Raw genomic sequence first — 23,304 nt, 5'->3', positions numbered from 1 at the left:
TCTGTAAAGACCTCCGCGAGGAGGAAGGTCGGGATGACACAATTGCAGTCGGTATCCAGTCCGTCGATTCACAGCGAGGATCGCGCCCACGAGGCCGACCATCCGACTTCGCCGGTGGTCAAATTCGGCTTCGAGCAGCCCTTGAAGCTCGATTGCGGCATCGATCTCGCGCCATTCCAGATCGCATACCAGACCTATGGCGAACTGAACGCCGACCGCTCCAACGCGATCCTGATCTGCCACGCGCTAACGCTGGATCAGCATGTCGCCAACGTGCATCCTCTGACTGGCAAGGCCGGCTGGTGGGAAATCATGGTCGGTCCAGGCCGTCCGCTCGACACCGACAGATATTTCATCATCTGTTCGAACGTGATCGGCGGCTGCATGGGATCGACCGGTCCGGCCTCGACGAATCCCGCGACCGGTAAGGCGTGGGGACTGGATTTTCCGATCATCACGATCCCCGACATGGTCCGCGCGCAGGCCATGCTGCTCGACCGGCTGGGCATCGAAACATTGTTGTGCGTGATCGGCGGATCGATGGGCGGCATGCAGGTGCTGCAATGGACGGCAGCCTATCCGGAACGAGTGTTTTCCGCGCTGCCGGTCGCCTGCTCAACGCGCCATTCGGCGCAAAACATTGCGTTTCACGAACTCGGCCGGCAGGCCGTGATGGCCGATCCGGACTGGCACCATGGGCGCTATTTCGAACGCAGCACGCATCCGCATCGCGGACTGGCGGTCGCGCGGATGGCAGGGCACATCACCTATCTCTCCGATGCCGCGCTGCATCGCAAGTTCGGGCGGCGGATGCAGGACCGCGAACTGCCGACGTTTTCGTTCGACGCGGATTTCCAAGTCGAAAGCTATCTGCGCTATCAGGGCTCGTCGTTCGTCGAGCGCTTCGATGCCAACAGCTATCTCTATCTGACGCGGGCGATGGACTATTTCGATATCGCCGCCGACCATGACGGCGTGCTGGCGGAAGCATTTCGCGGCATCAAGACCCGCTTCTGCGTAGTGTCGTTCACGTCCGACTGGCTGTTTCCGACCTCGGAATCGCGGGCGCTGGTGCACGCGCTGAACGCGTCGAGCGCGCGGGTGTCGTTCGCCGAGATCGAGACCGACCGCGGCCACGATGCCTTCCTGCTCGACGTGCCCGAGTTCTTCGACATTTCTCGCGCCTTTCTGGAATCCGCGGGCAAGGCGCGCGGCCTTGAGAGCAAAGCGTTTTCAAGCGAAGTGGATACCGGTTCGCGTGAAGAAAACGCGTCAAAACAAGAAAGGTAGAGCATTTTCCGTTCCGACTACATCGGAACGGAAAAGCTCTAGAGGTGGCTGATATGGCCCTTCAGGAACAAGCGTTGCCGCTCGGCGGGATCGCTCCCGATCGCACGGGCAAGTATCGCACCGATCATCTCCTCGTCGCAGAAATGATTCCGGCCGGCTCAAAAGTGCTCGACGTCGGCTGCGGCGATGGCGAGTTGCTGCAACTCCTGGAGAGCCGCGGCATCGATGGCCGCGGCATCGAGCTGTCGCGCGAGGGCGTCAACCGCTGCGTCGCCAAGGGGCTCGCGGTGGTGCAGGGCGATGCCGACACCGACCTCGTCAATTATCCGGACGATGCTTTCGATTACGTCATCCTGTCGCAGACGCTGCAGGCGACGCGACAGCCGAAGCCGGTCCTGGAAAACCTGCTGCGCATCGGCCGGCGCGCGATCGTATCGTTCCCGAATTTCGGCTTCTGGAAGATGCGGCTGCAACTGCTCGTCGGCGGCCACATGCCGCGCACGGAGAACCTGCCGGCGACCTGGTACGACACGCCGAACATCCATTTCTGCACCATCAAGGACTTCGTGCAGCTCTGCGACGAGATCAACGTCAAGATGGAGCGCGCGGTGGCGCTCGATCTCTACGGCCGCCCGGTGCCGCTGAACCTGCCCTGGTGGGTCTGGAATATGTTCGGCGAGCAGGGGGTGTTTTTGCTGAGTAGGGGCGGGAAGGGGAGATAGCCACCACCGTCATTGCGAGGAGCGAAGCGACGAAGCAATCCATCTATCCCCGAGTCGAGGCATGGATTGCTTCGCTTCGCTCGCAATGACGGGGCAGCCGTAATGGGACGTAAGGTAAGCACGCTGTCAGGGCTCCCTCCGCCCTCGCGGGGGAGGGTTGGGGAGAGGGGTAAGCCCAGGGCTCCAGCGGAAGAGAACGGTGAACTCGCGCAACACGGCTCGCGACGCGAGAGAAGGTCTTCGCAGAAGCCATCTTTGCCGTCCAACGACGGAGCAAGCGGCACCCCTCTCCCTAACCCTCTCCCGCAAGGGGAGAGGGAACCTTCCGCCGGCGCGTCCCTCACATGTGCTTGCCACGCCGAGGCGCAACTTGCAGCAGCGTGACGCGACGTGAGGTGGGCACGCTGCGCTTCCTTCCACGCAAGCGGGAGAGGGAGCGCACTTGCGCTGCGCTTAGACCATCGCTGCCACCATCGACCTCGGGTCCCGCGCCGGCCATCGCCCGGCTTCCACCAGCGCGATGAACCGCTCGACCATCTCGTTGAACAGCGCCGGCTCTTCCAGATTGAGCACGTGGCCCGACTTCGGAAAGAACGAAAGCCCCGCCGCCGGCAAGTGCCGCTTCAGGAACAGGCTCGGTTCGATGCAATTGTCGTCCTCGTCGCCGCACAGGATCAGCGCTGGTGTCGGCACGCGTCGGATCGCATCTGTCATGGTGTAGATCGACGGTCGCTTGCCCTGAAAGCTGCGCATGGTGTTGGCCGAGCCTCTGGCATCATGCCGCGCCAGCGCCGCGTAGAAATCGGCGTGGCCGCGCGGGTCTTTCAGCAAAAATGGAATCCGGCTCGGCGCCTCACGCGTTACCTTGGCAACCTCAACCGATCCGATCGCCTCATACTGCTCGGCATTGGCGACGCATTGGGCCCGGAAGGCCTCGAGATGCTCGAGGCCCGAACCGGCGCCGACAGCGGCGAGCGTCATCGACAGCGCGCGCTCCGGCGCATTGAGGCCGACCTGCAGCGAGGAATAGGAGCCCATCGACAGGCCGACGAAATGCGCTTTGGCGATTCCGAGGTGGTCGAGCACGGCGAGCGCGTCGGTGTAGAAATGCTCGTAGGTGTAGACGTCGGCCGAGGGAGGCACGTCGGAGGGCGTATAGCCGCGCGCCGAATAGGCGATGCAGCGATGGCCGCGCGAGAAGTAGCGCATCTGCGGCTCCCAATTGGTGTGGTCGGCCGCGAATTCGTGCAGGAAGATGATCGGCGTCCCGCTTCCAGCCTCCTCGAAATAGAGACGGACGTTATCCTTGGCGACGGCATAGGGCATTTCAGATTCCTCTCGATTTTCTTGTTTTTGCGCAGCTTCCTTGCGCGGCGAACCTGCAAAATTGCAATTAATTCTCGGGGCTGCAATGCGGCAGGAAAGGTTCATTTTCGCCATCAAATGAGCGCGGAATCACCCCGGAATCGTTGCCGCGCCGCCACATAAAATCTTCCTCTCGTCACATCGCCACACGCAAAACGCCGCCCGCGTTCGTTCGTAGACGAACGCAAAGGGGAAGTGGGGGCTTTAAGAGGATCGAGTATGCGTCAGTTGTTTGCGTTTCGCCGGTCGCTTCGTTTCATCGCGCTGGCACTGTGTTCGGCTTCCATTTTCGTATTTGTCTCTCCGGCTTCAGCAAGACCAAATCACGGCGCAGGGCGGCACGCTCGCGCTTATCACGCCGGCCATCATGCGAAGCATCATTACACATATCGCCACCATCGCCATGCTCTCAGGAAGTCGCGCTGGGAGCGCAGGGCTGCACAAATGCAGGCGGGCGGCTTTGCCGAGAATAGCCCAAGCTTCATGGGAAGCAGCGCCGAGATGGTGACACCCGGCGGTTTCGTCTCGTCCAATACAGTCAAGGCAGCGCGCGCCGACCGCGGCGGCCGTCGCGCCCGGCTCCGGCACGCCGCGCACGCATCGCGCTGGGAGCGCGCGGTCACGCAGATGCACGCGCGCGGTCTTGCCGATGCCAACGCAAGCGTCACGCCGGGAACGAGCGTCGAATCCAATGCAACGGTAACGCCGACCGGCGGCGCGATGGCGTCAAGCTACACCTCATCGAACGTCGTCGCCGAAGCTCGGAAATATCTCGGCGGCAATCCCACGGGGCGCGGCAGGCTGTGGTGCGCGCGGTTCATGAACATGGTTCTGCAGCATTCCGGTTATCGCGGCACCGGCTCCGACATGGCGAGCTCGTTCGCGAAATACGGCCAGCGCATTTCCGGCCCGCAGGTCGGCGCGATCGCGGTAATGTCGCGCGGCCGCCGCGGCGGCCATGTCGGCATCATCACCGGCATCGACGCCAAGGGCAATCCGATCATGATCTCGGGCAACAGCGGCAACCGCGTCCGCGAGATTCCGGTCTCGCGCGGCCGGATCTACGCCTACGTCATGCCGACGAGCTGAGGCGGCGGCGCTTCTTCTCCTCTTCCCGTTCTTTGCGGGGCGAGGCTGCCTTCACGCTGATGCGTGAAGGCAGGTGAAGCGCGGGAAGGCAGATGTCTGGCTGCCGGCGCTTTGCGCTTCGGGGCCGCTTGTTGATTTCGGGTCTGCGGCATTCTGTCTCCAGTGCCCGAGTTCCTGCAGTGCGTACACATTTTACATGCGCCCGGTGCCATTTAGGCGTAGGCTTTTTGCCATCGCCGCTCTGTCTTTGGCTCCATCGGTGACTGAGAGTGTTGTGCTCCCGCCTCACAAAGGGAGGGCCTGATGCCCGACGCGCAACTCACCGACAAGCTATCGCCTCGCCAAACCGTGCGACCCCGCTGTCCGATATGCCGAGCCGACATGGAAGTGTTACGTGTTGTTCCGGGAAGGCTCGGCTTCGAGCAGTGGACCTTACGATGCAGGAAATGCGGACTGATCCATGAAGCGCAGGCGGCCGCGGATCCGATTAATGCCGAAGCGCGGGGGTGGTTGGGCAGTCCGCTGAAGCCGCCCCAGTAAAGGCGCTGGCTGCGATGCGGTCGATTTTATCTCGCTACCGACACGGAATGGGCGCTGCATTCAGCGCTGGCTGTCAAAAAGGAGGCCGCTCATGAACGGCAACATATTCAACAGCAAGGGAACCCGCGTCGCTGTGGTGGTCGGCCCAGAAATTTTCGATCTTAGCGGCAAGAAGCTCTTTGATCTCAAGGGCAAGAACATCTACCGGCTATCCGGTGAATTGGTTGGTCATCTGAATGACGCGAGCGGTTCGGCGAAGCGGCTCGACAAGGCGACCGATCGATTGTTCTCGTAATTGCGATGCCGGACCCTCTTAGCCCGATTCATCGCGGCTGCCGTAGGTTGCCTTAACCTGGACAAATGCCGCTTTCTCCGAAAAAATCGATAGCTATTTGCGGGGAAAGGGCGCACGGTCGATACATGACCACGCGCACGCGACGGGAAATGATTCATTTCAAGCGTCCGTTCCATCTGAAGGGGGTCGGCCGGCTGTTGCCGCCTGGCGCTTATGAGGTCATCACCGACGAGGAAATGATCGAAGGTCTTTCGTTTCAGAGCTTCCGCCGCGTCGCCACCATGATCATGGTCCCCGGCGCGGCGCCGCACCAAACTTCGACGGAAATGATCTCGATCAGCTCGGTCGATCTTTCCGATGCGCAGCGCGACGACGCGATCGCATCTCGTGAGTGAAACCCCGGTCGATCTCGACAAGCACCGGGGCATGGCGGCGCAAAAGGCGACCGATATCCGCCGCGTGCTCGCCGACGTCGAGGCTAACGCAAAGCTGCAGCGGGACCGCCAGGCTGCCCTCGAACTGCAGCTCCTGACCGTCCCGGCTGAGTCGTGGCCGGAAGCGGTCGCAAAAGCGCGGTACGTCCTGAACCTCTATGCGGCGGATTTGGCGCCGACAGATACGCATCACCGCGACCTCGTGGCCACCGTACTGGCTGACCTCGCCCGCCTCGCTGGTGAAAACTGACGAGGCGAATATTCCGGCTCGGCCGTCGAGCTTCTTGCCACGCACTCGAATTACCTCGAACGCGCAACTGAAAGCCTCACATGCAAAATCTCTCGCCCCGTCACGTCAAGGCTGAAGAGTCGCTCCGCCTCGGTGTCGTTTCCGGATGGTACTCCACCAAAGTCAGCGGAACATTCGTCTCTGGCCCGCACGATTCCGAAGCCGAGTGCCTGCGCAGGATTGCGGAGATCGATCCTCAGCCTATCAGGAAAAAATGATTGGCACTGGAGCCTGGTGCTGCCCTTATCAGCCGGAGGTTACTCAGAATGACACTCACGCGCGGCGATGTCGGTGGTTACGAATTCGATCGCATGGTGGTGCTGTTCTCGATGAGGGACGGGGCCAGGGTAATACCGTGCGCCGTTAGCGCCTCGGCGATGGACGATCTTGAACACGCCTCGCGCACCGCGGCGGACCAGCGCGAACAACAATTCGTGCGGCTGCGGGATCGGATCGAACAATGCGCGTCACGAAAATTTCTCGCCGGGGAGTTCGAAGGCAATCCTCCGGGTATCATTCTGCGCGGCATCGATTTCCGCTGATAGACTCGAGCAGGCTTGATTCGAAAGAAGTGGTCGGCATTTCCCGCCTGAACTGAACAGGTGGTCATATGCCAGATCTCAAGAAAATCACCCTCGGCGAGTGGCTCGTGCTGCCCATCCGGTTGCCGGTATTCCTGGGGCCGGTCGTTGCCTGTGCTGCGATAATCAACCGGTAGTCCGCTTCGCCTTAAGGGATTTCAGCACAATAGAGGTGAAACAAGATGAACGAACGCCATGAGATTCTGAGAAAGGCGCGGGACCGCATGATCGAGGATCGCGATGTGCACGCCAAGGTGCTTGCTGCGCCGTTCGATCGCGACAAGGCGGAGCGCGCACGGCTAAAGTTCATCGAGATACAGGGCTTGATAGACGCGATCGATCGTGCGATGGCCGGCGAGCGGGCGTAGGGACGGCAGAAGCAAGTGTAGCGCCGGGAATGCGCGCCCGATGACGGCTCCACCAGCGCCAAGCCGTTCGGATAATTCAGTCAGTCCTGGATTGACCGCTCTGCAACGATTCATCGCCGACGAGGTGCAGCGCGAACGGCTTAGGCGCGGACCCATGTCCGCCGTCGGCTGGGGCCAGTATCTTTCGTCTGGTCAGCTTTGCCCGCGGTACAGCCTCGCTCTCGCAGGAGCGAAACAGCGCGTAGTCGCGGCGAAACAGCCAGCACGAAATCTGAAAGATGCCGTGGGTGATGAACAATGCCGCGAGCACATCGATCGAATAGTGATAGTGGCCGAGCAGCACGATTGAGCCGAAGAAGCCGGTCAGCGCGAGATAGAATATTCGCCATTGCGGGATGTGCCAGAAGGCAAGCGCTGCGAGAAGCGGCAGACCGGTGTGGCCGGAAAAGAACAGGTCGCTGCCGTAGAAAATCGAATTGAAGAACGGCGCCGGCTGCTGCGGATCGATCGGCGATGGCGCCACGTGGGTGAGCGCCACGAACACGGCACGGACCAGCAGGAACAGCGCTGCGGCCTTGAGTGCGAATGGCAGCCGGTTCGGCCGCCAGGCCAGCAGCCCTGCGGTGATCACGAACGCTGCGAACGTCCCGTAAATGAACAGAAAGCGCACGTTGAAAGGCCCGACGCGGCTCAGCACAAAATCGGTGACGTGGTTGCTGGCGTGGACGGTCGCGTAGGTCACGGCGGCATAGATAGCAATGGAGCTGGCGGCGAGGAAAAATGCGCCCTCGGATAGCGAGCGCAGATACGCGCGATTGCCCAACAGCGTTCGGTAGAGCCGGATGGTATCTTCCATTACGACTGCCCTCCGTTCGCAAATCTGTAATGCGGGACGCGGCAGCGGCGTATGAACTACGCCACATCTCGGAAGCCCTTGTTGCGTGGAACTAAGTCGGAGCGGCGTATCCCCTATGCCGCACCGGCCTCTCAGTTTCGTGAAGACGTTTCGTGGGACCTCTGGGCTGCAACAGCAGTGCCGCCTGACGAAGTCGTTTTCTCAGTCCGACGAAGACACCCTGAAACAGACCAGTGGTTTGATGGCCGTCCCCAAACAACCGGAGGCTATCCGAGACTCCCTGGGGCGAGGTTCAGGCTCACGAGAGATTTGCCTGAGGCAGTAGGTGTCGTCATGCGCGAAGATTTTGCTTCATCCAGTTTTCTTGCTGTTATCGTCGTCAGCTTGATTGTGGTTTGTACTGGCCTTCTCGCGCTTGGAATCTGAGGTCCAATTCGAGGCGACCCGTGTGTCGGCGCGCCGCTGATGCGCGTCATGATTGAAGGTGAGGCGATCGCAAGTCTCTCCCGCTGTTGCCATCGGCAAGCTGGAGCTTCTCTCCAGTCGCATGGACGTTGATCATATTCCCATCGATCACGCAATCTGGAGCAATTCTAGCAACCACCCATCGAACTCCGAAGATGTCTGCGTTAGAGCGAGGCATCAAAAATCCTACCGGCCAAGCCGGCAGACTTCGGGGTATCTAAGGGTGACACTGACAGCGTTTGATTCGTTTTCCGCCACTCGACTTCAACTCTTGCGAACGATCTGCCTGGGGGCAGTCAGCAATTTCACCCTCTCCCTGCCGACCGGCGCGGCGCTGGCGCAGTCGTCACTGCCGCCGGTCACTGTGGACGCGCCGCAGGAGCGCGCGCGACCGGCCGCGGCGCCGTCATCCCGCCGTGCTGCGACCACGCGCGCTACGCGCGTCACTCGCGCCGCCGCCAACCCACAAGAAGCGGTACCGGCTGCGGCCGCGTCAGGCCCCGGTGCCGGCGAACGCGCCAATGGTCCCGTGCGCGGCTTTGTCGCAACTCGCACCGGCACTGCGACCAAGACCGACACGCCGATCATCGAAACCCCGCAGTCGATTTCCGTCGTCACGACAGACCAGGTCAAAAACCAGGGAGCGGAATCGGTCGGCGCTGCATTGCGCTACACGGCCGGCGTCAGCGGCGACGTCAACGGCGGTTCCGACACGCGTTTCGGCGGGTTGCAGATCCGCGGTTTCGACATGACCATGCCGGGCCTCTATCTCGATGGCCTGCGGCTGCCCAGCAGCCGCTATGTGCACTTCCTCGGTCTGGAGCCCTACGGCGCCGAGCGTCTGGAAGTGCTGAAGGGGCCGTCCTCGGTAATGTACGGCGGCAGCGGCACCGGCGGCATTCTCAACTATGTCAGCAAGCTGCCCACGGCCTACCAGTTCGGCGAGATCTCGGTGTCGGGCGGCAGCTTCAATCGCTACCAGGGCCAATTTGACGTTGGCGGCCCCGCCAACAAGGAAGGCACGGTGTTGTGGCGCCTGACCGGCGTTGTCCGCGACGGCGAAACCCAGGTCGATTTCACCAAGGACAACCGCGTCTTCATCGCGCCGGCAGTGACGATCAAGCCGAACGAAGACACCACCATCACGCTGCTGGCCAACTATCAAAAGGACACCGCTGGCTGGGGCCTGCAATTCCTGCCGCCGTCGGGCACGGTGTTTCCGAACAACGGCCGCATCATTCCGAATACGTTTTTCGGCGGCGAACCGAATTTCAACCGATTTGATACGGAGTTGGCCACGGCGGGCTACCTGCTATCGCACGACATCAACGAGGCGCTCACGTTCCGGCAGAACCTGCGTTATGCGTGGATGCACAATGAACAGCAGAGCTTCTACGGTCTGGGCTACCTCTCGGCGGCCGACGAAGCCGCAGGTCTGATGTCACGCGCCGGCTCCGGCGGTGCAACGACCATCAACTCCTTCGCTGTCGACAACCAACTCCAGGGCAAGTTCGTCACCGGCATTTTGAGCCACACCACATTGTTCGGCATCGACTACCGCAACACCTCGTTCCGGGACGTCGCTTCAGGGTACAGCACCGGCAAGATCAACGTGTTTGCGCCTGTCTACACCAATACCTGGACCAATCTCGGCCCTTCTGACGACCTACGCATCAAGCAGTCGCAGATCGGATTCTACGCGCAGGACCAGATCAAGCTCGGCCGGCTCTCGTTCCTGCTGGGCGCCCGGCAGGACTTCGCCACGACTGACCTCGACGACTTTCTCCGCCCGACCTCGGCCAGCACCGACGCTTCCGCGTTCACCCGTCGCGCCGCCGTGATGTACAATTTCGACAACGGTATCGCGCCGTATTTCAGCTACGCCGAATCATTCCTGCCGGTGCTCAACACCAACGCCGCGGGCGAGCTGCTGAAGCCGGAAACCGGCGTCCAGTATGAAGTCGGCGTGAAGTATCAGCCAGTCGGAATCAATGCGTTGATCACGCTGGCGGCCTTCGATCTGACGCGGTCCAATGTCGTCACCTTCGCGCCTCCGTCGTACACTGCCGAGCAGAGGGGACAGGTGAACTCGCGCGGCATCGAGCTGGAAGGCACGGCCACGCTGACGGAAGGTTTCAACGTCCGTGGCGCTTACTCCTACATCGACGCCGTGGTCACGCAGGATCCCGTCAACGTCGGCAAGACGCCGACCACCGTGCCGCTCAACCGGTTCGCGCTGTGGACCGATTACACGCTGCAGGGTGGGCCGCTCGCCGGCGTCCAGGTAGGTGGCGGCGTCCGTTATGTCGGCTCGACCTTCGGCGACGATGCCAACACCTTCAAGGTGCCGGCCTCGACCGCGGTCGACGCGCTGCTGGCCTACACCAAAGACAACTATCGCCTGGCGCTGAACGTCACCAACATCGCCGACACCCGCTATGTCGCGGCCTGCTACGGCTACACGAGCTGCTTCTATGCCGAGGGCCGCAAGGCGATCGCGAAGCTGACCTATCGATGGTGATAGGCAGCGACATGCTGCGACCGATACATCACCGCCGGTCAATCGACCGGCGGTGATGATGTTTGCTAATTGAGGCACCAATAGCACGGACGAAGCCATGAAATCGATCTTCGGGCGACTGCATCGCTGGGCCGGCCTTCTCACCGCCGGCTTTCTGTTTTTTTCCGGCGTCACCGGCGCGATCATCTCGTGGGACCACGAGATCGACGACCTCTTGAACAAGCAGCTGTTCGACGTGACCAGCAGCGGTCCCGCGATTCCCTCCGTCGAGCTAGTCAAGCTGATCGAGCAGCGCGATCCGCGCGCCCGCGTCGTCCACATGTTCATGACGCCGGAAAAGGGCGAATCGCTGTGGTTCTTCGTGCTGCCGCGGATCGATCCCGCGACCGGCAAGCGATTTAATCTGGATTACAACCAGATCTTCCTCGATCCCAACACCGGCGCCGAGCTCGGACGGCGCTACTGGGGCGCGGTATGGCCGGTGACGCGCGAGAACTTCGTCTCGTTCCTCTATAAGCTGCACTACACCATGCACATTCCGGAGTTCTGGGGCAGCGATCGCTGGGGGATGCGCGTGCTTGGCGTTATCGCGATCATCTGGACCATCGATTGCTTCCTCGGCTTCTATCTGACGCTGCCGTCCCGTCGCCGCGCCAGGGCGGAGCGAGCACCCGCCGTTGCGCGCGAACTCGGCCGAGGTTTCTGGGCGCGCTGGGCGCCGGCCTGGAAAATCAAGACCTCAGGGAGTGCTTATCGAATCAATTTCGATATCCACCGCGCTTTCAGCCTGTGGACCTGGGCGCTGCTGTTCGTCATCGCCTTCACGGCGTTCTCGCTGAACCTATACTTCGAGGTGTTCTCGCCGCTGATGAAGACGGTGTCGAACTACACCCCGACGCCGTACGAGCAGCGTCCGTATCGGCATCTCGACGATCCGATCGAACCCAAGATCACGTATGCCGATATCGCCGCGCGGGCGGCGGCCGACGGCAAGAGCCGGGGATGGACTACGCCCGTCGGTTCGATCAATTACGGCCCGGCCCACGGCGTGTATGCCGCGGCCTTCTTCCACCCCGGCGACGATCATGGCGCTGGCGGCGTCGGCCCGGCGCAGCTTTATTACGACAGCGAGGACGGACGCCCGATCGGCGAGCGGCTGCCGTGGGTCGGCACCGCCGCTGATATCTTCGTGCAGGCGCAATTCCCGCTGCATTCCGGCCGTATCGCCGGGCTGCCCGGCCGCATCCTGATCTCGGTGATGGGGTTGGTGGTTGCGGCGTTATCAGTGACGGGCGTCGTGATCTGGTGGCGCAAGCGCCGTGCCCGCGTCCGGGTACGCGAGGCCGCTGCAACACGCTCGAGCAGGGGCCAGCTTGCGCCGGCGGAATAGCTCGTATCGAACTTGTCGGGCCTCCGAATCGGCTTCTTGCAATCGAAATTAGATCCGGTTGTCATCGTCCGCGAAGGCGGACGATCCAGTATCCCAGAGACTGTAGGGATTGAACTGATAGGCCGCGGCGTACTGGATCCCCGCTTTCCGCGGGGATGACGGTCGTTGTGCTGTTTCAGTAGCCGCAATGAAGGCCGAAACCTTACAGCAACTCCGCCTGCTCCGCCGTGATCGCGTCGCCGGTGCTGATGCTGCCGCCCGTGATCACCTCGGCATAGATCCCGCAATCGCCATGGCCGAGCCGGCGCTGCAGCGCCGGGGGAATCGCGAGGTTGCGCTCGGCCGTATCGAGATCGACATTGACGGCAGCGCAGCGGACGATGCGTTTCACCACCTTCAGCCGGACGTTGCCGATCGCAAGCATCCGGTCGAGCAGGTCGAATTCGTGCCAGGCCGGCCAGCCCTCGACATAGAGATTGGCGCGAAAGCGAAGCGGATGAACCGGGGCGCCGACGATGTCCTCGATGGCGCGGACGCTGGCAAGGTTGATGATCGAGACGACCTTGCGGGCAACATCCGAAAAACTGTGGCCGGGGCTTTCGAGCACCTTGGGCGGGCCCTTGATCTGGCCGGCAAAGGCGGTGGCGAAGAAGTTCTCGATGGTCCGCCGGCCCTCGGCAGTAGCTAGATTGCCCTCGGCCGCAATCTCGCCGTTCCGGCGGATCGAGAGGACGTTGCTCGCGTCGTCGAAATGGCTGCGCAGGCCGGCCAGCCACTCATCCCGCATCAGCATCAGGAAGTGCGGCTTCGGTAGCCATTTCGGCTCCGCCGGATCGAAACCGGAGGGGCCGTTCTCGATGGCGTAGCGGCGGTCAGCCAAAAGGGTTTGCCCGGGCTTGAGCTCAGCGCGGTCGAGCTGCTCCGGGGTCAGGCCTTTGACGGGGTAACGGTAGATCCCGGCGATCCGGGCGGGGGAGATGGCGTCCATACGGCTTCTTAATGGATTCCTGCGGCTTTCGCCAAGCGTTCCCGAATTTGTGAGTGGGCCTCTTCCGTTTTTCCCAGCGATGCCCACATTCGAGGCAAGCCTGAAATGCGGGCGACGAGTGCGGCCGGTTGACGAAGGTCAACGCGGTTCGCGGAACCCCAATGAAGATGCCGCAATCATGCCTCAGGGGTGATGGCGGCATGCCGAGGGAAGCAAAAGATGAATATTGAAAAATACACCGAGCGTGCGCGAGGCTTCATTCAGTCTGCGCAATCGCTCGCCATGCGCGATGGGCACCAGCAGTTCTCGACCCTGCATGTGCTCAAGGTGCTGCTGGACGATAGCGAGGGGCTTGCCGGCGGTCTGATTGACCGCGCTGGCGGTAATTCCCGCGCCATTCTCAAGGCAACCGAGGACGCGCTGAAGAAGCTGCCGAAGGTTTCGGGAAGCGGCGCCGGGCAGATCTATCTTGCCCCCGATATGGCGCGCGCCTTCGACGCGGCGGAAAAGGCCGCCGAGAAGGCCGGCGACAGCTTTGTCACGGTCGAGCGGCTGCTGCTGGGGCTGACGCTCGAGAAAAGCAGCGAGGCCGGTACCATTCTGAGCAAGGGCGGCGTCACGCCGCAAAACCTCAATGCGGCGATCGAATCGCTGCGCAAGGGCCGTACAGCCGACAGCGCATCGGCCGAAAACGCCTACGACGCGCTGAAGAAATATGCCCGCGACCTCACGCAGGCCGCGCGTGACGGCAAGCTCGATCCCGTCATCGGCCGCGACGAGGAAATCCGCCGCACCATCCAGGTGCTGTCCCGCCGCACCAAGAACAACCCGGTGCTGATCGGCGAACCCGGCGTCGGCAAGACCGCCATCGTCGAGGGCCTGGCGCTGCGCATCCTCAACGGCGACGTGCCGGAGAGCCTGAAAGACAAGAAACTGCTGGTGCTCGACATGGGGGCGCTGATTGCGGGCGCCAAGTATCGCGGCGAGTTCGAGGAACGGCTGAAGGCCGTGCTGCAGGAGGTCACCGCGGCCGAGGGCTCGATCATCCTGTTCATCGACGAGATGCACACGCTGGTCGGCGCCGGCAAGGCGGAGGGCGCGATGGATGCGTCTAACCTGTTGAAGCCAGCGCTGGCACGTGGCGAGCTGCACTGCATCGGCGCGACCACGCTCGACGAATATCGCAAGCATGTCGAAAAGGACGCGGCCCTGGCGCGGCGCTTCCAGCCGATCTTCGTCTCCGAGCCCACGGTCGAGGATACGATTTCGATCCTGCGCGGCTTGAAGGACAAATACGAACAGCATCACGGCGTGCGCATCACCGATTCCGCGCTGGTGGCTGCGACCACGCTGTCGAACCGCTACATCACCGACCGTTTCCTGCCCGACAAAGCCATCGACCTGGTCGACGAGGCTGCGGCGCGGCTGAAGATGCAGGTCGATTCCAAGCCAGAAGAACTCGATTCGATGGACCGGGAAATCATCCGGCTGAAAATCGAGCAGGAGGCGCTGAAGAAGGAAACCGATGCCGGTTCGAAAACCCGCTTGCAGACGCTGGAAAAGGAATTGGCCGATCTCGAGGAGAAATCGGCGGCGCTGACGGCACGCTGGAGCGCGGAGAAGAGCAAGCTCTCCGACGCGCAGAAGCTCAAGAGCGAACTCGACACGTTGCGCATCGAACTCGCCAACGCGCAGCGTCGCGGTGAATTCCAGCGGGCAGGCGAGCTCGCCTATGGCCGGATTCCCGAGCTTGAAAAGAAGCTCGCCGAAATCGAAGCCAAGGAGGACGTCGGCGAGATGATGGAGGAGGCCGTCACGGCCAACCACGTCGCGCAGGTGGTGTCGCGCTGGACCGGCGTTCCCGTCGACAAGATGCTGGAGGGCGAAAGGGACAAGCTCCTGAAAATGGAGAACCAACTCGGCAAGCGCGTGGTCGGCCAGGCCGAAGCCGTGCGTGCGGTGGCAACCGCCGTGCGCCGTTCGCGCGCCGGGCTGCAGGACCCGAACCGCCCGCTGGGCTCGTTCATGTTCTTGGGTCCGACCGGCGTCGGCAAGACCGAACTGACGAAAGCGCTGGCGGAGTACCTGTTCAACGACGAGACCGCGATGGTCCGCCTCGACATGTCCGAGTTCATGGAAAAGCACTCGGTGTCGCGGCTGATCGGTGCGCCTCCCGGCTATATCGGCTATGACGAGGGTGGGGCGCTCACCGAAGCGGTGCGGCGGCGGCCTTATCAGGTGGTGCTGTTCGACGAAATCGAAAAGGCACATCCCGACGTGTTCAACGTGCTGCTGCAGGTGCTCGACGACGGCCGGCTGACTGACGGTCAGGGGCGCACCGTCGACTTCCGCAACACGCTGATCATCATGACCTCGAACCTCGGTTCGGAGTTTTTGGTGAACCAGCCGGAAGGCGAGGACACAATAGCTGTGCGCGAGCAGGTGATGGGGATGGTGCGGGCGCATTTCCGGCCCGAATTCCTCAACCGGGTCGACGAGATCATCCTGTTCCACAGGTTGCAGAAGAGCGAGATGGGCCGGATCGTCGAGATCCAGTTCGCTCGCCTGCAGAAACTCCTGGAGGATCGCAAGATCACGCTGACGCTGGATGCAGCGGCGCGCGACTGGCTGGCCGCCAAGGGCTGGGATCCGGCCTACGGTGCCCGGCCGCTGAAGCGGGTGATCCAGCGCAACCTGCAGGACCCGTTGGCCGAGATGATCCTCGCCGGCGAGATCGGCGACGGCGACCGCGTCGTGATCTCGAGCGAAGGCAACGTGCTGACCTTCAACGGCAAGGCCGCGCAAACCGCGGAGATCGCCCAGTTCGAGGCCCCGGTGCCGAAGCGCAAGCTGAATTGATGCACCACGTCAACGCGAAAGCCCCGAACACACAATGTTCGGGGCTTTGGTTAAGGAGTCCGTGGCTGTGTCATTCCATTGAACTGACGGCAGGCCCCGGCTCACCGGGATCATCGTCCTCTGGCTCGAGCTCCGTCAGTATATCCACGAGTTCGCGGACCCGGCCAGTCGCCAGCGGCCGGCCCGCATTCAGCATCGGCTCGTCATTGGCCATCCAGGCTTGAGCCTCCGCCAACTCATCTACTGTGGCGCCGGTTCCGATGATCTGGGCGATCGTGACTTCGTCAGCCCCGCTGACTGCCTTGATTACGTCGTCCCGGGTAATGCGGTTCATTGCTGCTCATCCCCTTCACGTCGCGCCAACAACCGCCCGCCGCCAGCATGCGGCGGGCGGTACGTGGGCAAGGCGTCTCAGCGGCCCGTGGTAAGCCGCGGCGGGTTTTGCGTCATGAGCCAGATTTCGATCGCCGCCAGCACCGCCACGGCAGCGCCGATCAACACGTGCACCGTCATCGCCGTGGTCCCCTGGAAGCCCAGTACCCAAGGCGATACCAGCGCCCACAGTCCGACGATCAGGTTCAGCCACTCCTCCCACACCGCGAACGCTGCCAGCGCCGCTATCGCAAGGATCGCGATTACGAGGCCTGTGACATAGGCGTTGTTGGAAACTGTTCCGGCGTCAAAGCCGAACATCCAGGGCGAAAAGAACAGTATCGCGCCGAGGACCAAGTTCGCGACGTCGCACCATTTTGCGTTGCTCCAATTCTCCATGGCATCCTCCATTGAAGACTTGCCAGTTAATCAACCGGGCAACGGCCGTCCGGGTTCCATGGGGCGGCGACTGAATGTAAATTAATGAACACGCGGGGCGGCGCTGCCTATCGCCCTTGCAGGTAATGGGCGTCGGCTCGGGCTGGGGCGCTGCGAAGGCTCAGCGGCTGACCTGGCGCGTCTGCGGCGTGGCGCCGGTGGCCTCGGAAACCCGCGCCGAGTTGCCGCGGTTGCTCATCTGCGCGTCGAGACGGTCGCGCTCCTTTTCGAAGCTCGCCAGCATTGAGCCTTCGAGCGAACGGCCGCGCGGCAGCTTGACGCGCATCGGGTCGACGAAGCGGCCGTTGACCAGAATCTCGTAGTGGACATGGGCGCCGGTCGACATGCCCGTCGATCCGACGAAGCCGATCACCTGGCCCTGGCGTACGCGCTTGCCGGGCTCCATGCCCTTGGCGAACGCCGACATGTGGCCGTAGGCGGTCTCGTAGCCGTTATTGTGTTTCAGGCGAACGTATTTGCCGTAGCCGCCCTCCCAGCCGACCTTCTCGACCACGCCATTGCCGGAGGCGAAGATCGGCGTGCCGTAGGGGGTCGCCCAGTCCACGCCGGTATGCATCTTGGTAAAGCCCAGGATCGGGTGACGGCGGCCGCCGAAGCCCGACCGCATGATCGCGTTGTTGACGGGCTTGCGGACCAGGAACTTCTTCGCGCTCTTGCCGGTCTCGTCGTAAAAGTCGACGACGGAGTCGTCGGGGGTCTGGAAGCGATAGTATTTTTTGGTCTCGCCGCCGACGGTGAGGGAAGCGAACAACACTTCGGTCTTTTCGGTGCTGGGAGTGCCTTCGTCGTCGCCCGCGAAGAATACGTCGAAGGAATCGCCGGGCTGCACCTTGCGCTGGAAGTCGACGTCATAGGAATAGATGCGGACCATGTCCTCGATCACGGCGGCCGGCACCTTGTTGCGCATGGCGGTCTCGTAGATGCTCTGGTAGAGCCGGACGCCGCTGCCGTCATCCTCATCGTCCTCGTCGTCATCTTTGCCGGCGGGAGCTTCGGCGACGGTATTCATGCTCTGCACGTCGACCGCGACATATTTGCCGACGTCCGACAGCGCGGCCACGGCTTCGACGGTAGTGTCGTTGGCGACGATCACGCGATAAGGCTGCAGCCGGGCGGCGGGGCCGAGGCCCGAGGGCGCCATCAGGATGCGCAGCTTCTGGCCTTCCTTTAGGCCGCCGTCGCGGCCGCGGGCACCAAGGGTCAATGCGATCGCCCTGGCTTCATCGGGCGTCGCACCCTGGTCGCGCAGGACCGAAGCGACGCTGTCGCCCTTCTTCACGATGTGAATGCGTTCGCCGGTGGGGTTGCCGCCAGTGATCTGGTCCTTGGTCTTCGGCAGCAGGGTGACATTTTCCGGCACGATGCGGGTTTCAAAGCCGGCATAGGGATCGGAGACGTTGCCTTCGGTGGCATAGGCGAGCTTGAGATCGGACTGGGCGCCGCTGACGTCGGCGGCGGCATTGGCCAGCGCCGTGTAGCGGACGCCGCCCGAGCCGCGCCAGTTCGCAGCATCCCGCACCCGCATCAGGACTTCGTCCAGCGCGACCACGGCGGAGAGTTTCGCCTTCGGCAGCACCGTTGCGAGATCCTTGGTCACAAAGGAAACCTCGGCGTCGGGTTCGACCGCCTCGGGATTGTTCGGATCCTCGGAAGCCGGTTGAGTCGGGGTGCCGACATCGGTGAGCATGCGCTGCGCGTTGAATGGCGGGATCTTGGCGCTGAGATCGCTCGTCGTCATCGATAGATTGCCGGAGATACGAACGAATGGCCGCACCCGCATCACGTCGCGGTTCCCGACGCGGGTAACCGTCGATACCCGAACCACATTACGCGAGGCAGTGGATTCGCCAGGCGGCGGCAGGCGGTCGCTCTTGTGCAGGGTGGCGGTGCGGTCATTGGCGCTGAATGCCCCACGCAACGCGCCTTCGACGCGCTCCGGCACCTTGGCAAAGGTCATTTCGCCGTCGAGGGACGCAAAAACGGCGCCGCCGATGAGGGCCGCGCCGCACAGACCGGTCAGGATAGTGCCGCTGAACCATTGCACAGAGACACGGCGGCGATCGATCACCGCAGCCTCGGAGCCATCGACGGAAAGTGGCGGCTCGTGACCGAGATCAATGATCCCGGTCTCGCGTCCATAGCCGCTTCCGCGTGGCGCCTTCTGGCTCAACCCTGTGTCCCCCCAAATTCCACCGACATCCGACAAGACCTCGCCCGATCCAGACCCCACGTTTCCGCCCTTTTGAAGGAGCGATTCCGGGGCATGGCGTTGCCGCACGCATGGAAATTCGGGAATCAGAGGCCAGAAGAAGACCGGCCGCAGTCTCGAACGTCAATGGTCAGCAGATCTCTCGAAGTTTCCTGGCCGCGTGGGAAAGGCGACGGGTTCCTCGAATATCGCCTGTCCCTGAACACCGGGCAGCCCCCACTGGCATCCGGTGATTCAATGCTTACTTACAGTCAGAACGTCGCAGGATTGTGGCTCAAGTGCGGCCAAAGGCCCGAAACATAGGGACTTCTTGGCGTCCCAAAATTCTTCGACGTGATGCGACAATTTGTTGACGAAGGGCGTTGACAACCCCGATCGGGCGGGCCTATAACCCGGCCACTGAGCGCGGCGATGCATTGGCCCCGAGGCCAAGGCATCTCTTCGCGCCCCGCAAGCTCCTCATTACGATGAGTGACTCAACAGCCGATACCAATCGGTTGTCATTTGTCGTCGGATGGGTGGGTGCGGAACCTTCCAGGGATGGAAGGGTGGGATCCCAAGTGGTCCCGGGCTGTTTGACAAGTGAAGATGAAGAAAGAGAAACGTGGACGGCGGAGTCCTTGCGAGTCTCGATCACTTGAATACGCAAGTATTGAAGTATTGAGGCTGGACGAAAGACTTCGGCGGTACACGTTTTAAAGGTTACACCATCGTCGTCAGCGATGTGAATCGTCGGCGATATATATGGTGGGACCTCGTCAAACGTTGTGATCAGCCGGTTCAAGGTTTCAAGTCCAACTTGAGAGTTTGATCCTGGCTCAGAGCGAACGCTGGCGGCAGGCTTAACACATGCAAGTCGAGCGGGCGTAGCAATACGTCAGCGGCAGACGGGTGAGTAACGCGTGGGAACGTACCTTTTGGTTCGGAACAACCCAGGGAAACTTGGGCTAATACCGGATAAGCCCTTACGGGGAAAGATTTATCGCCGAAAGATCGGCCCGCGTCTGATTAGCTAGTTGGTGAGGTAATGGCTCACCAAGGCGACGATCAGTAGCTGGTCTGAGAGGATGATCAGCCACATTGGGACTGAGACACGGCCCAAACTCCTACGGGAGGCAGCAGTGGGGAATATTGGACAATGGGCGCAAGCCTGATCCAGCCATGCCGCGTGAGTGATGAAGGCCCTAGGGTTGTAAAGCTCTTTTGTGCGGGAAGATAATGACGGTACCGCAAGAATAAGCCCCGGCTAACTTCGTGCCAGCAGCCGCGGTAATACGAAGGGGGCTAGCGTTGCTCGGAATCACTGGGCGTAAAGGGTGCGTAGGCGGGTCTTTAAGTCAGGGGTGAAATCCTGGAGCTCAACTCCAGAACTGCCTTTGATACTGAAGATCTTGAGTTCGGGAGAGGTGAGTGGAACTGCGAGTGTAGAGGTGAAATTCGTAGATATTCGCAAGAACACCAGTGGCGAAGGCGGCTCACTGGCCCGATACTGACGCTGAGGCACGAAAGCGTGGGGAGCAAACAGGATTAGATACCCTGGTAGTCCACGCCGTAAACGATGAATGCCAGCCGTTAGTGGGTTTACTCACTAGTGGCGCAGCTAACGCTTTAAGCATTCCGCCTGGGGAGTACGGTCGCAAGATTAAAACTCAAAGGAATTGACGGGGGCCCGCACAAGCGGTGGAGCATGTGGTTTAATTCGACGCAACGCGCAGAACCTTACCAGCCCTTGACATCCCGGTCGCGGGCCCCAGAGATGGGGTCCTTCAGTTCGGCTGGACCGGAGACAGGTGCTGCATGGCTGTCGTCAGCTCGTGTCGTGAGATGTTGGGTTAAGTCCCGCAACGAGCGCAACCCCCGTCCTTAGTTGCTACCATTTAGTTGAGCACTCTAAGGAGACTGCCGGTGATAAGCCGCGAGGAAGGTGGGGATGACGTCAAGTCCTCATGGCCCTTACGGGCTGGGCTACACACGTGCTACAATGGCGGTGACAATGGGATGCTAAGGGGTGACCCTTCGCAAATCTCAAAAAGCCGTCTCAGTTCGGATTGGGCTCTGCAACTCGAGCCCATGAAGTTGGAATCGCTAGTAATCGTGGATCAGCACGCCACGGTGAATACGTTCCCGGGCCTTGTACACACCGCCCGTCACACCATGGGAGTTGGTTTTACCTGAAGACGGTGCGCTAACCGAAAGGGGGCAGCCGGCCACGGTAGGGTCAGCGACTGGGGTGAAGTCGTAACAAGGTAGCCGTAGGGGAACCTGCGGCTGGATCACCTCCTTTCTAAGGATGATCCTTCAGATAGCTTGCTATCTATCGGATCGTTTTAGAAACATCAGTGGCCAACAATCGTCAGGATTGTTGAGCTGCATTGGCGGGATTTCGCCGTCTTCGTTTCTCTTTCTTCGCGGACGAACACGCGCCAGGGGCTTAGCGCTGTGCGAAGGTTTGGCGCTTGTGCGATGCATTGGCGTGACCGATTGCGCGCGAGCTTAAGTCCCTCGTGTTAGGGGCTTGTAGCTCAGTTGGTTAGAGCGCGCGCTTGATAAGCGTGAGGTCGGAAGTTCAAGTCTTCCCAGGCCCACCACGCTTCGCCGTTGGCTACGCGTGGCGCAGCCATGCGACATGACAAAGCGAAGCGTGCCCGGCGTAGCCCAAAGGGCGACGACGGGCCTAAGGGAGCATTCGTCTTCTGGTACGGGGCCATAGCTCAGCTGGGAGAGCGCGTGCTTTGCAAGCATGAGGTCGTCGGTTCGATCCCGTCTGGCTCCACCAGATGAAATCGAAGATCGAGAGTGCCTCGAATAATCGTCCGCGAAACATCACTTCGCATACATTGTCCGGATGGGCAGTGACATGCGTGATATCTGACATCGTAAAGAGGAGATCGATCCGAGTTTGGGGTCTGCAAAGCAATTTGCGGAATCTCACTCATAATCTCCAGGTCATTTCGGCGCTCGCTCATCGCAAGATGATCGGGTTGTAAATGATCTTTTTAGCGAAGCTTGACCGCCTCGCTATCGGTTCGATCTTACGAAGCAAGCTGGTCTTTCTAATCAGTGTCCGGCTGCGCATAGCATTCATCGAGGGTGCGTGCCTTCACAGGCAATTGCGCAGACAACATTCTGCCGAGTGTGTGGACATTGATAATGAGAGCAATCAAGTGCCTTAAGGGTGTTCGGTGGATGCCTTGGCGCTGAGAGGCGATGAAGGACGTGCTACGCTGCGATAAGCCGTGGGGAGCTGCGAAGAAGCTTTGATCCACGGATTTCCGAATGGGGAAACCCACCTTCGATAGCTGGAACTCCAAGATCTCTATCTTGGGGTTCGTACAGCAATGTGTGAGACCAAGCCGTGAGGTTTTGGATTTCCAGTTATCAAGTGAAGGTATGAAATCTCTGAATTCATAGGAGGTTTTAAGCGAACCCAGGGAACTGAAACATCTAAGTACCTGGAGGAAAGGACATCAATCGAGACTCCGTTAGTAGTGGCGAGCGAACGCGGACCAGGCCAGTGATACATCAAAGACAACCGGAACCTGTCAGGAAAGCAGGGCCTCAGAGGGTGATAGCCCCGTACGGGTAATGCGATGATGTATCCTTGAGTAAGGCGGGACACGTGTAATCCTGTCTGAACACGGGGGGACCACCCTCCAAGCCTAAGTACTCCTCAGCGACCGATAGTGAACCAGTACCGTGAGGGAAAGGTGAAAAGCACCCCGACGAGGGGAGTGAAATAGACCTGAAACCGGACACCTACAAACAGACGGAGCCCAAGATACGTTCTGGGTGACGTCGTACCTTTTGTATTATGGGCCAGCGACTTAATTTAACGAGCAAGCTTAAGCCGATAGGCGTATGCGCAGCGAAAGCGAGTCTGAATAGGGCGCCAAGTTCGTTGTATTAGACCCGAAACCTAGTGATCTAGCCATGAGCAGGTTGAAGGTGAGGTAACACTCACTGGAGGACCGAACGGGTGTCTGTTGAAAAAGACTCCGATGACTTGTGGTTAGGGGTGAAAGGCCAATCAAACTGGGAAATAGCTGGTTCTCCGCGAAAGATATTTAGGTATCGCCTCGCATGAATGCTTCGGGGGGTAGAGCACTGGATGGGCTAGGGGGACTTACCGTCTTACCAAACCCAACCAAACTCCGAATACCCGAAAGCAATATGCGGGAGTCACACGGCGGGTGCTAACGTCCGTCGTGGAGA

General features: G+C 61.1%; 17 protein-coding genes, 2 tRNA genes and 2 rRNA genes (1 of these 21 only partly in view). 15 read left to right on the top strand and 6 right to left on the bottom strand.

Features of this window, described 5'->3' with window-relative positions:
- The first annotated feature begins 33 nt into the window (after positions 1–33).
- Both RX328_RS39300 and metW read left to right on the top strand, forming a co-directional pair.
- Entirely contained in the window at positions 34–1,290 is a 1,257-nt protein-coding gene (locus tag RX328_RS39300; protein ID WP_213246840.1) for a homoserine O-acetyltransferase MetX, read from the top strand.
- A 53-nt stretch (positions 1,291–1,343) separates the two neighbouring features.
- Positions 1,344–2,012 carry a methionine biosynthesis protein MetW gene (gene metW, locus RX328_RS39295; protein ID WP_213246842.1) on the top strand — a complete coding sequence of 223 codons (669 nt, stop codon included), beginning with the start codon at positions 1,344–1,346 and terminating at the stop codon, positions 2,010–2,012.
- A 453-nt stretch (positions 2,013–2,465) separates the two neighbouring features.
- Here the strand turns inward: metW and RX328_RS39290 are convergent, their stop codons facing one another.
- On the bottom strand, positions 2,466–3,338 hold the full coding sequence (locus RX328_RS39290; protein ID WP_213246844.1) for an alpha/beta fold hydrolase: 873 nt from the start codon (positions 3,336–3,338) through the stop codon (positions 2,466–2,468).
- A gap of 258 nt (positions 3,339–3,596) precedes the next feature.
- On the opposite strand from RX328_RS39290, the gene RX328_RS39285 reads away from it, so the two are divergent.
- The 6 genes from RX328_RS39285 (at position 3,597) to RX328_RS39260 (ending at position 6,973) form a co-directional block, all read left to right on the top strand.
- Entirely contained in the window at positions 3,597–4,466 is an 870-nt protein-coding gene (locus tag RX328_RS39285; protein ID WP_249726034.1) for a TIGR02594 family protein, read from the top strand.
- Between the two features lie 631 nt (positions 4,467–5,097).
- Positions 5,098–5,301, top strand: coding sequence for a hypothetical protein (locus RX328_RS39280; protein WP_213246851.1), 204 nt, complete (start codon positions 5,098–5,100; stop codon positions 5,299–5,301).
- Between the two features lie 125 nt (positions 5,302–5,426).
- On the top strand, positions 5,427–5,696 hold the full coding sequence (locus RX328_RS39275; protein ID WP_213246853.1) for a hypothetical protein: 270 nt from the start codon (positions 5,427–5,429) through the stop codon (positions 5,694–5,696).
- Positions 5,689–5,985: a hypothetical protein gene (locus tag RX328_RS39270; RefSeq protein WP_213246855.1), complete on the top strand. Its 297-nt coding sequence runs from the start codon at positions 5,689–5,691 to the stop codon at positions 5,983–5,985. The genes RX328_RS39275 and RX328_RS39270 overlap by 8 nt, the downstream gene beginning before the upstream one ends.
- Positions 5,986–6,290: 305 nt before the next feature.
- Positions 6,291–6,566: a DUF1488 domain-containing protein gene (locus RX328_RS39265; RefSeq protein WP_213246857.1), complete on the top strand. Its 276-nt coding sequence runs from the start codon at positions 6,291–6,293 to the stop codon at positions 6,564–6,566.
- A gap of 221 nt (positions 6,567–6,787) precedes the next feature.
- A complete protein-coding gene (locus RX328_RS39260) occupies positions 6,788–6,973 on the top strand; it encodes a hypothetical protein (protein WP_213246859.1) in 186 nt (61 codons plus the stop codon).
- 76 nt (positions 6,974–7,049) lie between these two features.
- On the opposite strand, the gene RX328_RS39255 is transcribed toward RX328_RS39260, so the two are convergent.
- Complete coding sequence (locus RX328_RS39255; protein ID WP_213246861.1) at positions 7,050–7,829, bottom strand: phosphatase PAP2-related protein; 780 nt, start codon at positions 7,827–7,829, stop codon at positions 7,050–7,052.
- A gap of 994 nt (positions 7,830–8,823) precedes the next feature.
- Here RX328_RS39255 and RX328_RS39250 point away from each other — a divergent pair.
- Both RX328_RS39250 and fsrB read left to right on the top strand, forming a co-directional pair.
- Complete coding sequence (locus tag RX328_RS39250; protein WP_213247097.1) at positions 8,824–10,815, top strand: TonB-dependent siderophore receptor; 1,992 nt, start codon at positions 8,824–8,826, stop codon at positions 10,813–10,815.
- A 97-nt stretch (positions 10,816–10,912) separates the two neighbouring features.
- Positions 10,913–12,205 carry a siderophore utilization protein FsrB gene (fsrB, locus tag RX328_RS39245; protein WP_213246863.1) on the top strand — a complete coding sequence of 431 codons (1,293 nt, stop codon included), beginning with the start codon at positions 10,913–10,915 and terminating at the stop codon, positions 12,203–12,205.
- A 202-nt stretch (positions 12,206–12,407) separates the two neighbouring features.
- Here fsrB and RX328_RS39240 read toward each other — a convergent pair whose 3' ends face one another.
- Positions 12,408–13,193, bottom strand: coding sequence for an MOSC domain-containing protein (locus RX328_RS39240; protein WP_213246865.1), 786 nt, complete (start codon positions 13,191–13,193; stop codon positions 12,408–12,410).
- A gap of 219 nt (positions 13,194–13,412) precedes the next feature.
- Between RX328_RS39240 and clpB the strand changes: the two genes are divergently transcribed.
- Positions 13,413–16,052: an ATP-dependent chaperone ClpB gene (gene clpB, locus RX328_RS39235; RefSeq protein WP_213246867.1), complete on the top strand. Its 2,640-nt coding sequence runs from the start codon at positions 13,413–13,415 to the stop codon at positions 16,050–16,052.
- Positions 16,053–16,122: 70 nt separating this feature from the next.
- On the opposite strand, the gene RX328_RS39230 is transcribed toward clpB, so the two are convergent.
- From RX328_RS39230 to RX328_RS39220, 3 genes are all read right to left on the bottom strand, one after another.
- Positions 16,123–16,386 carry a hypothetical protein gene (locus tag RX328_RS39230; protein WP_213246869.1) on the bottom strand — a complete coding sequence of 88 codons (264 nt, stop codon included), beginning with the start codon at positions 16,384–16,386 and terminating at the stop codon, positions 16,123–16,125.
- A 77-nt stretch (positions 16,387–16,463) separates the two neighbouring features.
- Complete coding sequence (locus tag RX328_RS39225) at positions 16,464–16,823, bottom strand: SPW repeat protein (protein WP_213246871.1); 360 nt, start codon at positions 16,821–16,823, stop codon at positions 16,464–16,466.
- 160 nt (positions 16,824–16,983) lie between these two features.
- Entirely contained in the window at positions 16,984–19,053 is a 2,070-nt protein-coding gene (locus tag RX328_RS39220; RefSeq protein ID WP_213246873.1) for a M23 family metallopeptidase, read from the bottom strand.
- A gap of 834 nt (positions 19,054–19,887) precedes the next feature.
- On the opposite strand from RX328_RS39220, the gene RX328_RS39215 reads away from it, so the two are divergent.
- The 4 genes from RX328_RS39215 to RX328_RS39200 form a co-directional block, all read left to right on the top strand.
- Positions 19,888–21,376: ribosomal RNA gene (locus RX328_RS39215) — 16S ribosomal RNA — on the top strand.
- A gap of 227 nt (positions 21,377–21,603) precedes the next feature.
- Positions 21,604–21,680: transfer RNA gene (locus RX328_RS39210), tRNA-Ile, on the top strand.
- Positions 21,681–21,792: 112 nt separating this feature from the next.
- A tRNA-Ala gene (locus tag RX328_RS39205) sits at positions 21,793–21,868 on the top strand.
- Positions 21,869–22,250: 382 nt separating this feature from the next.
- Positions 22,251–23,304: ribosomal RNA gene (locus tag RX328_RS39200) — 23S ribosomal RNA — on the top strand; it runs 1,790 nt beyond the window's last position.
- Together the 16S and 23S rRNA genes with 2 tRNA genes alongside form the textbook arrangement of a ribosomal RNA operon.

The organism is Bradyrhizobium sp. sBnM-33, from assembly GCF_032917945.1.
Classification (GTDB): Bacteria; Pseudomonadota; Alphaproteobacteria; order Rhizobiales; family Xanthobacteraceae; genus Bradyrhizobium.
The sequence above is the reverse complement of the archived record's forward strand: the minus strand, read 5'-3'. Positions and strand labels throughout refer to the sequence as shown.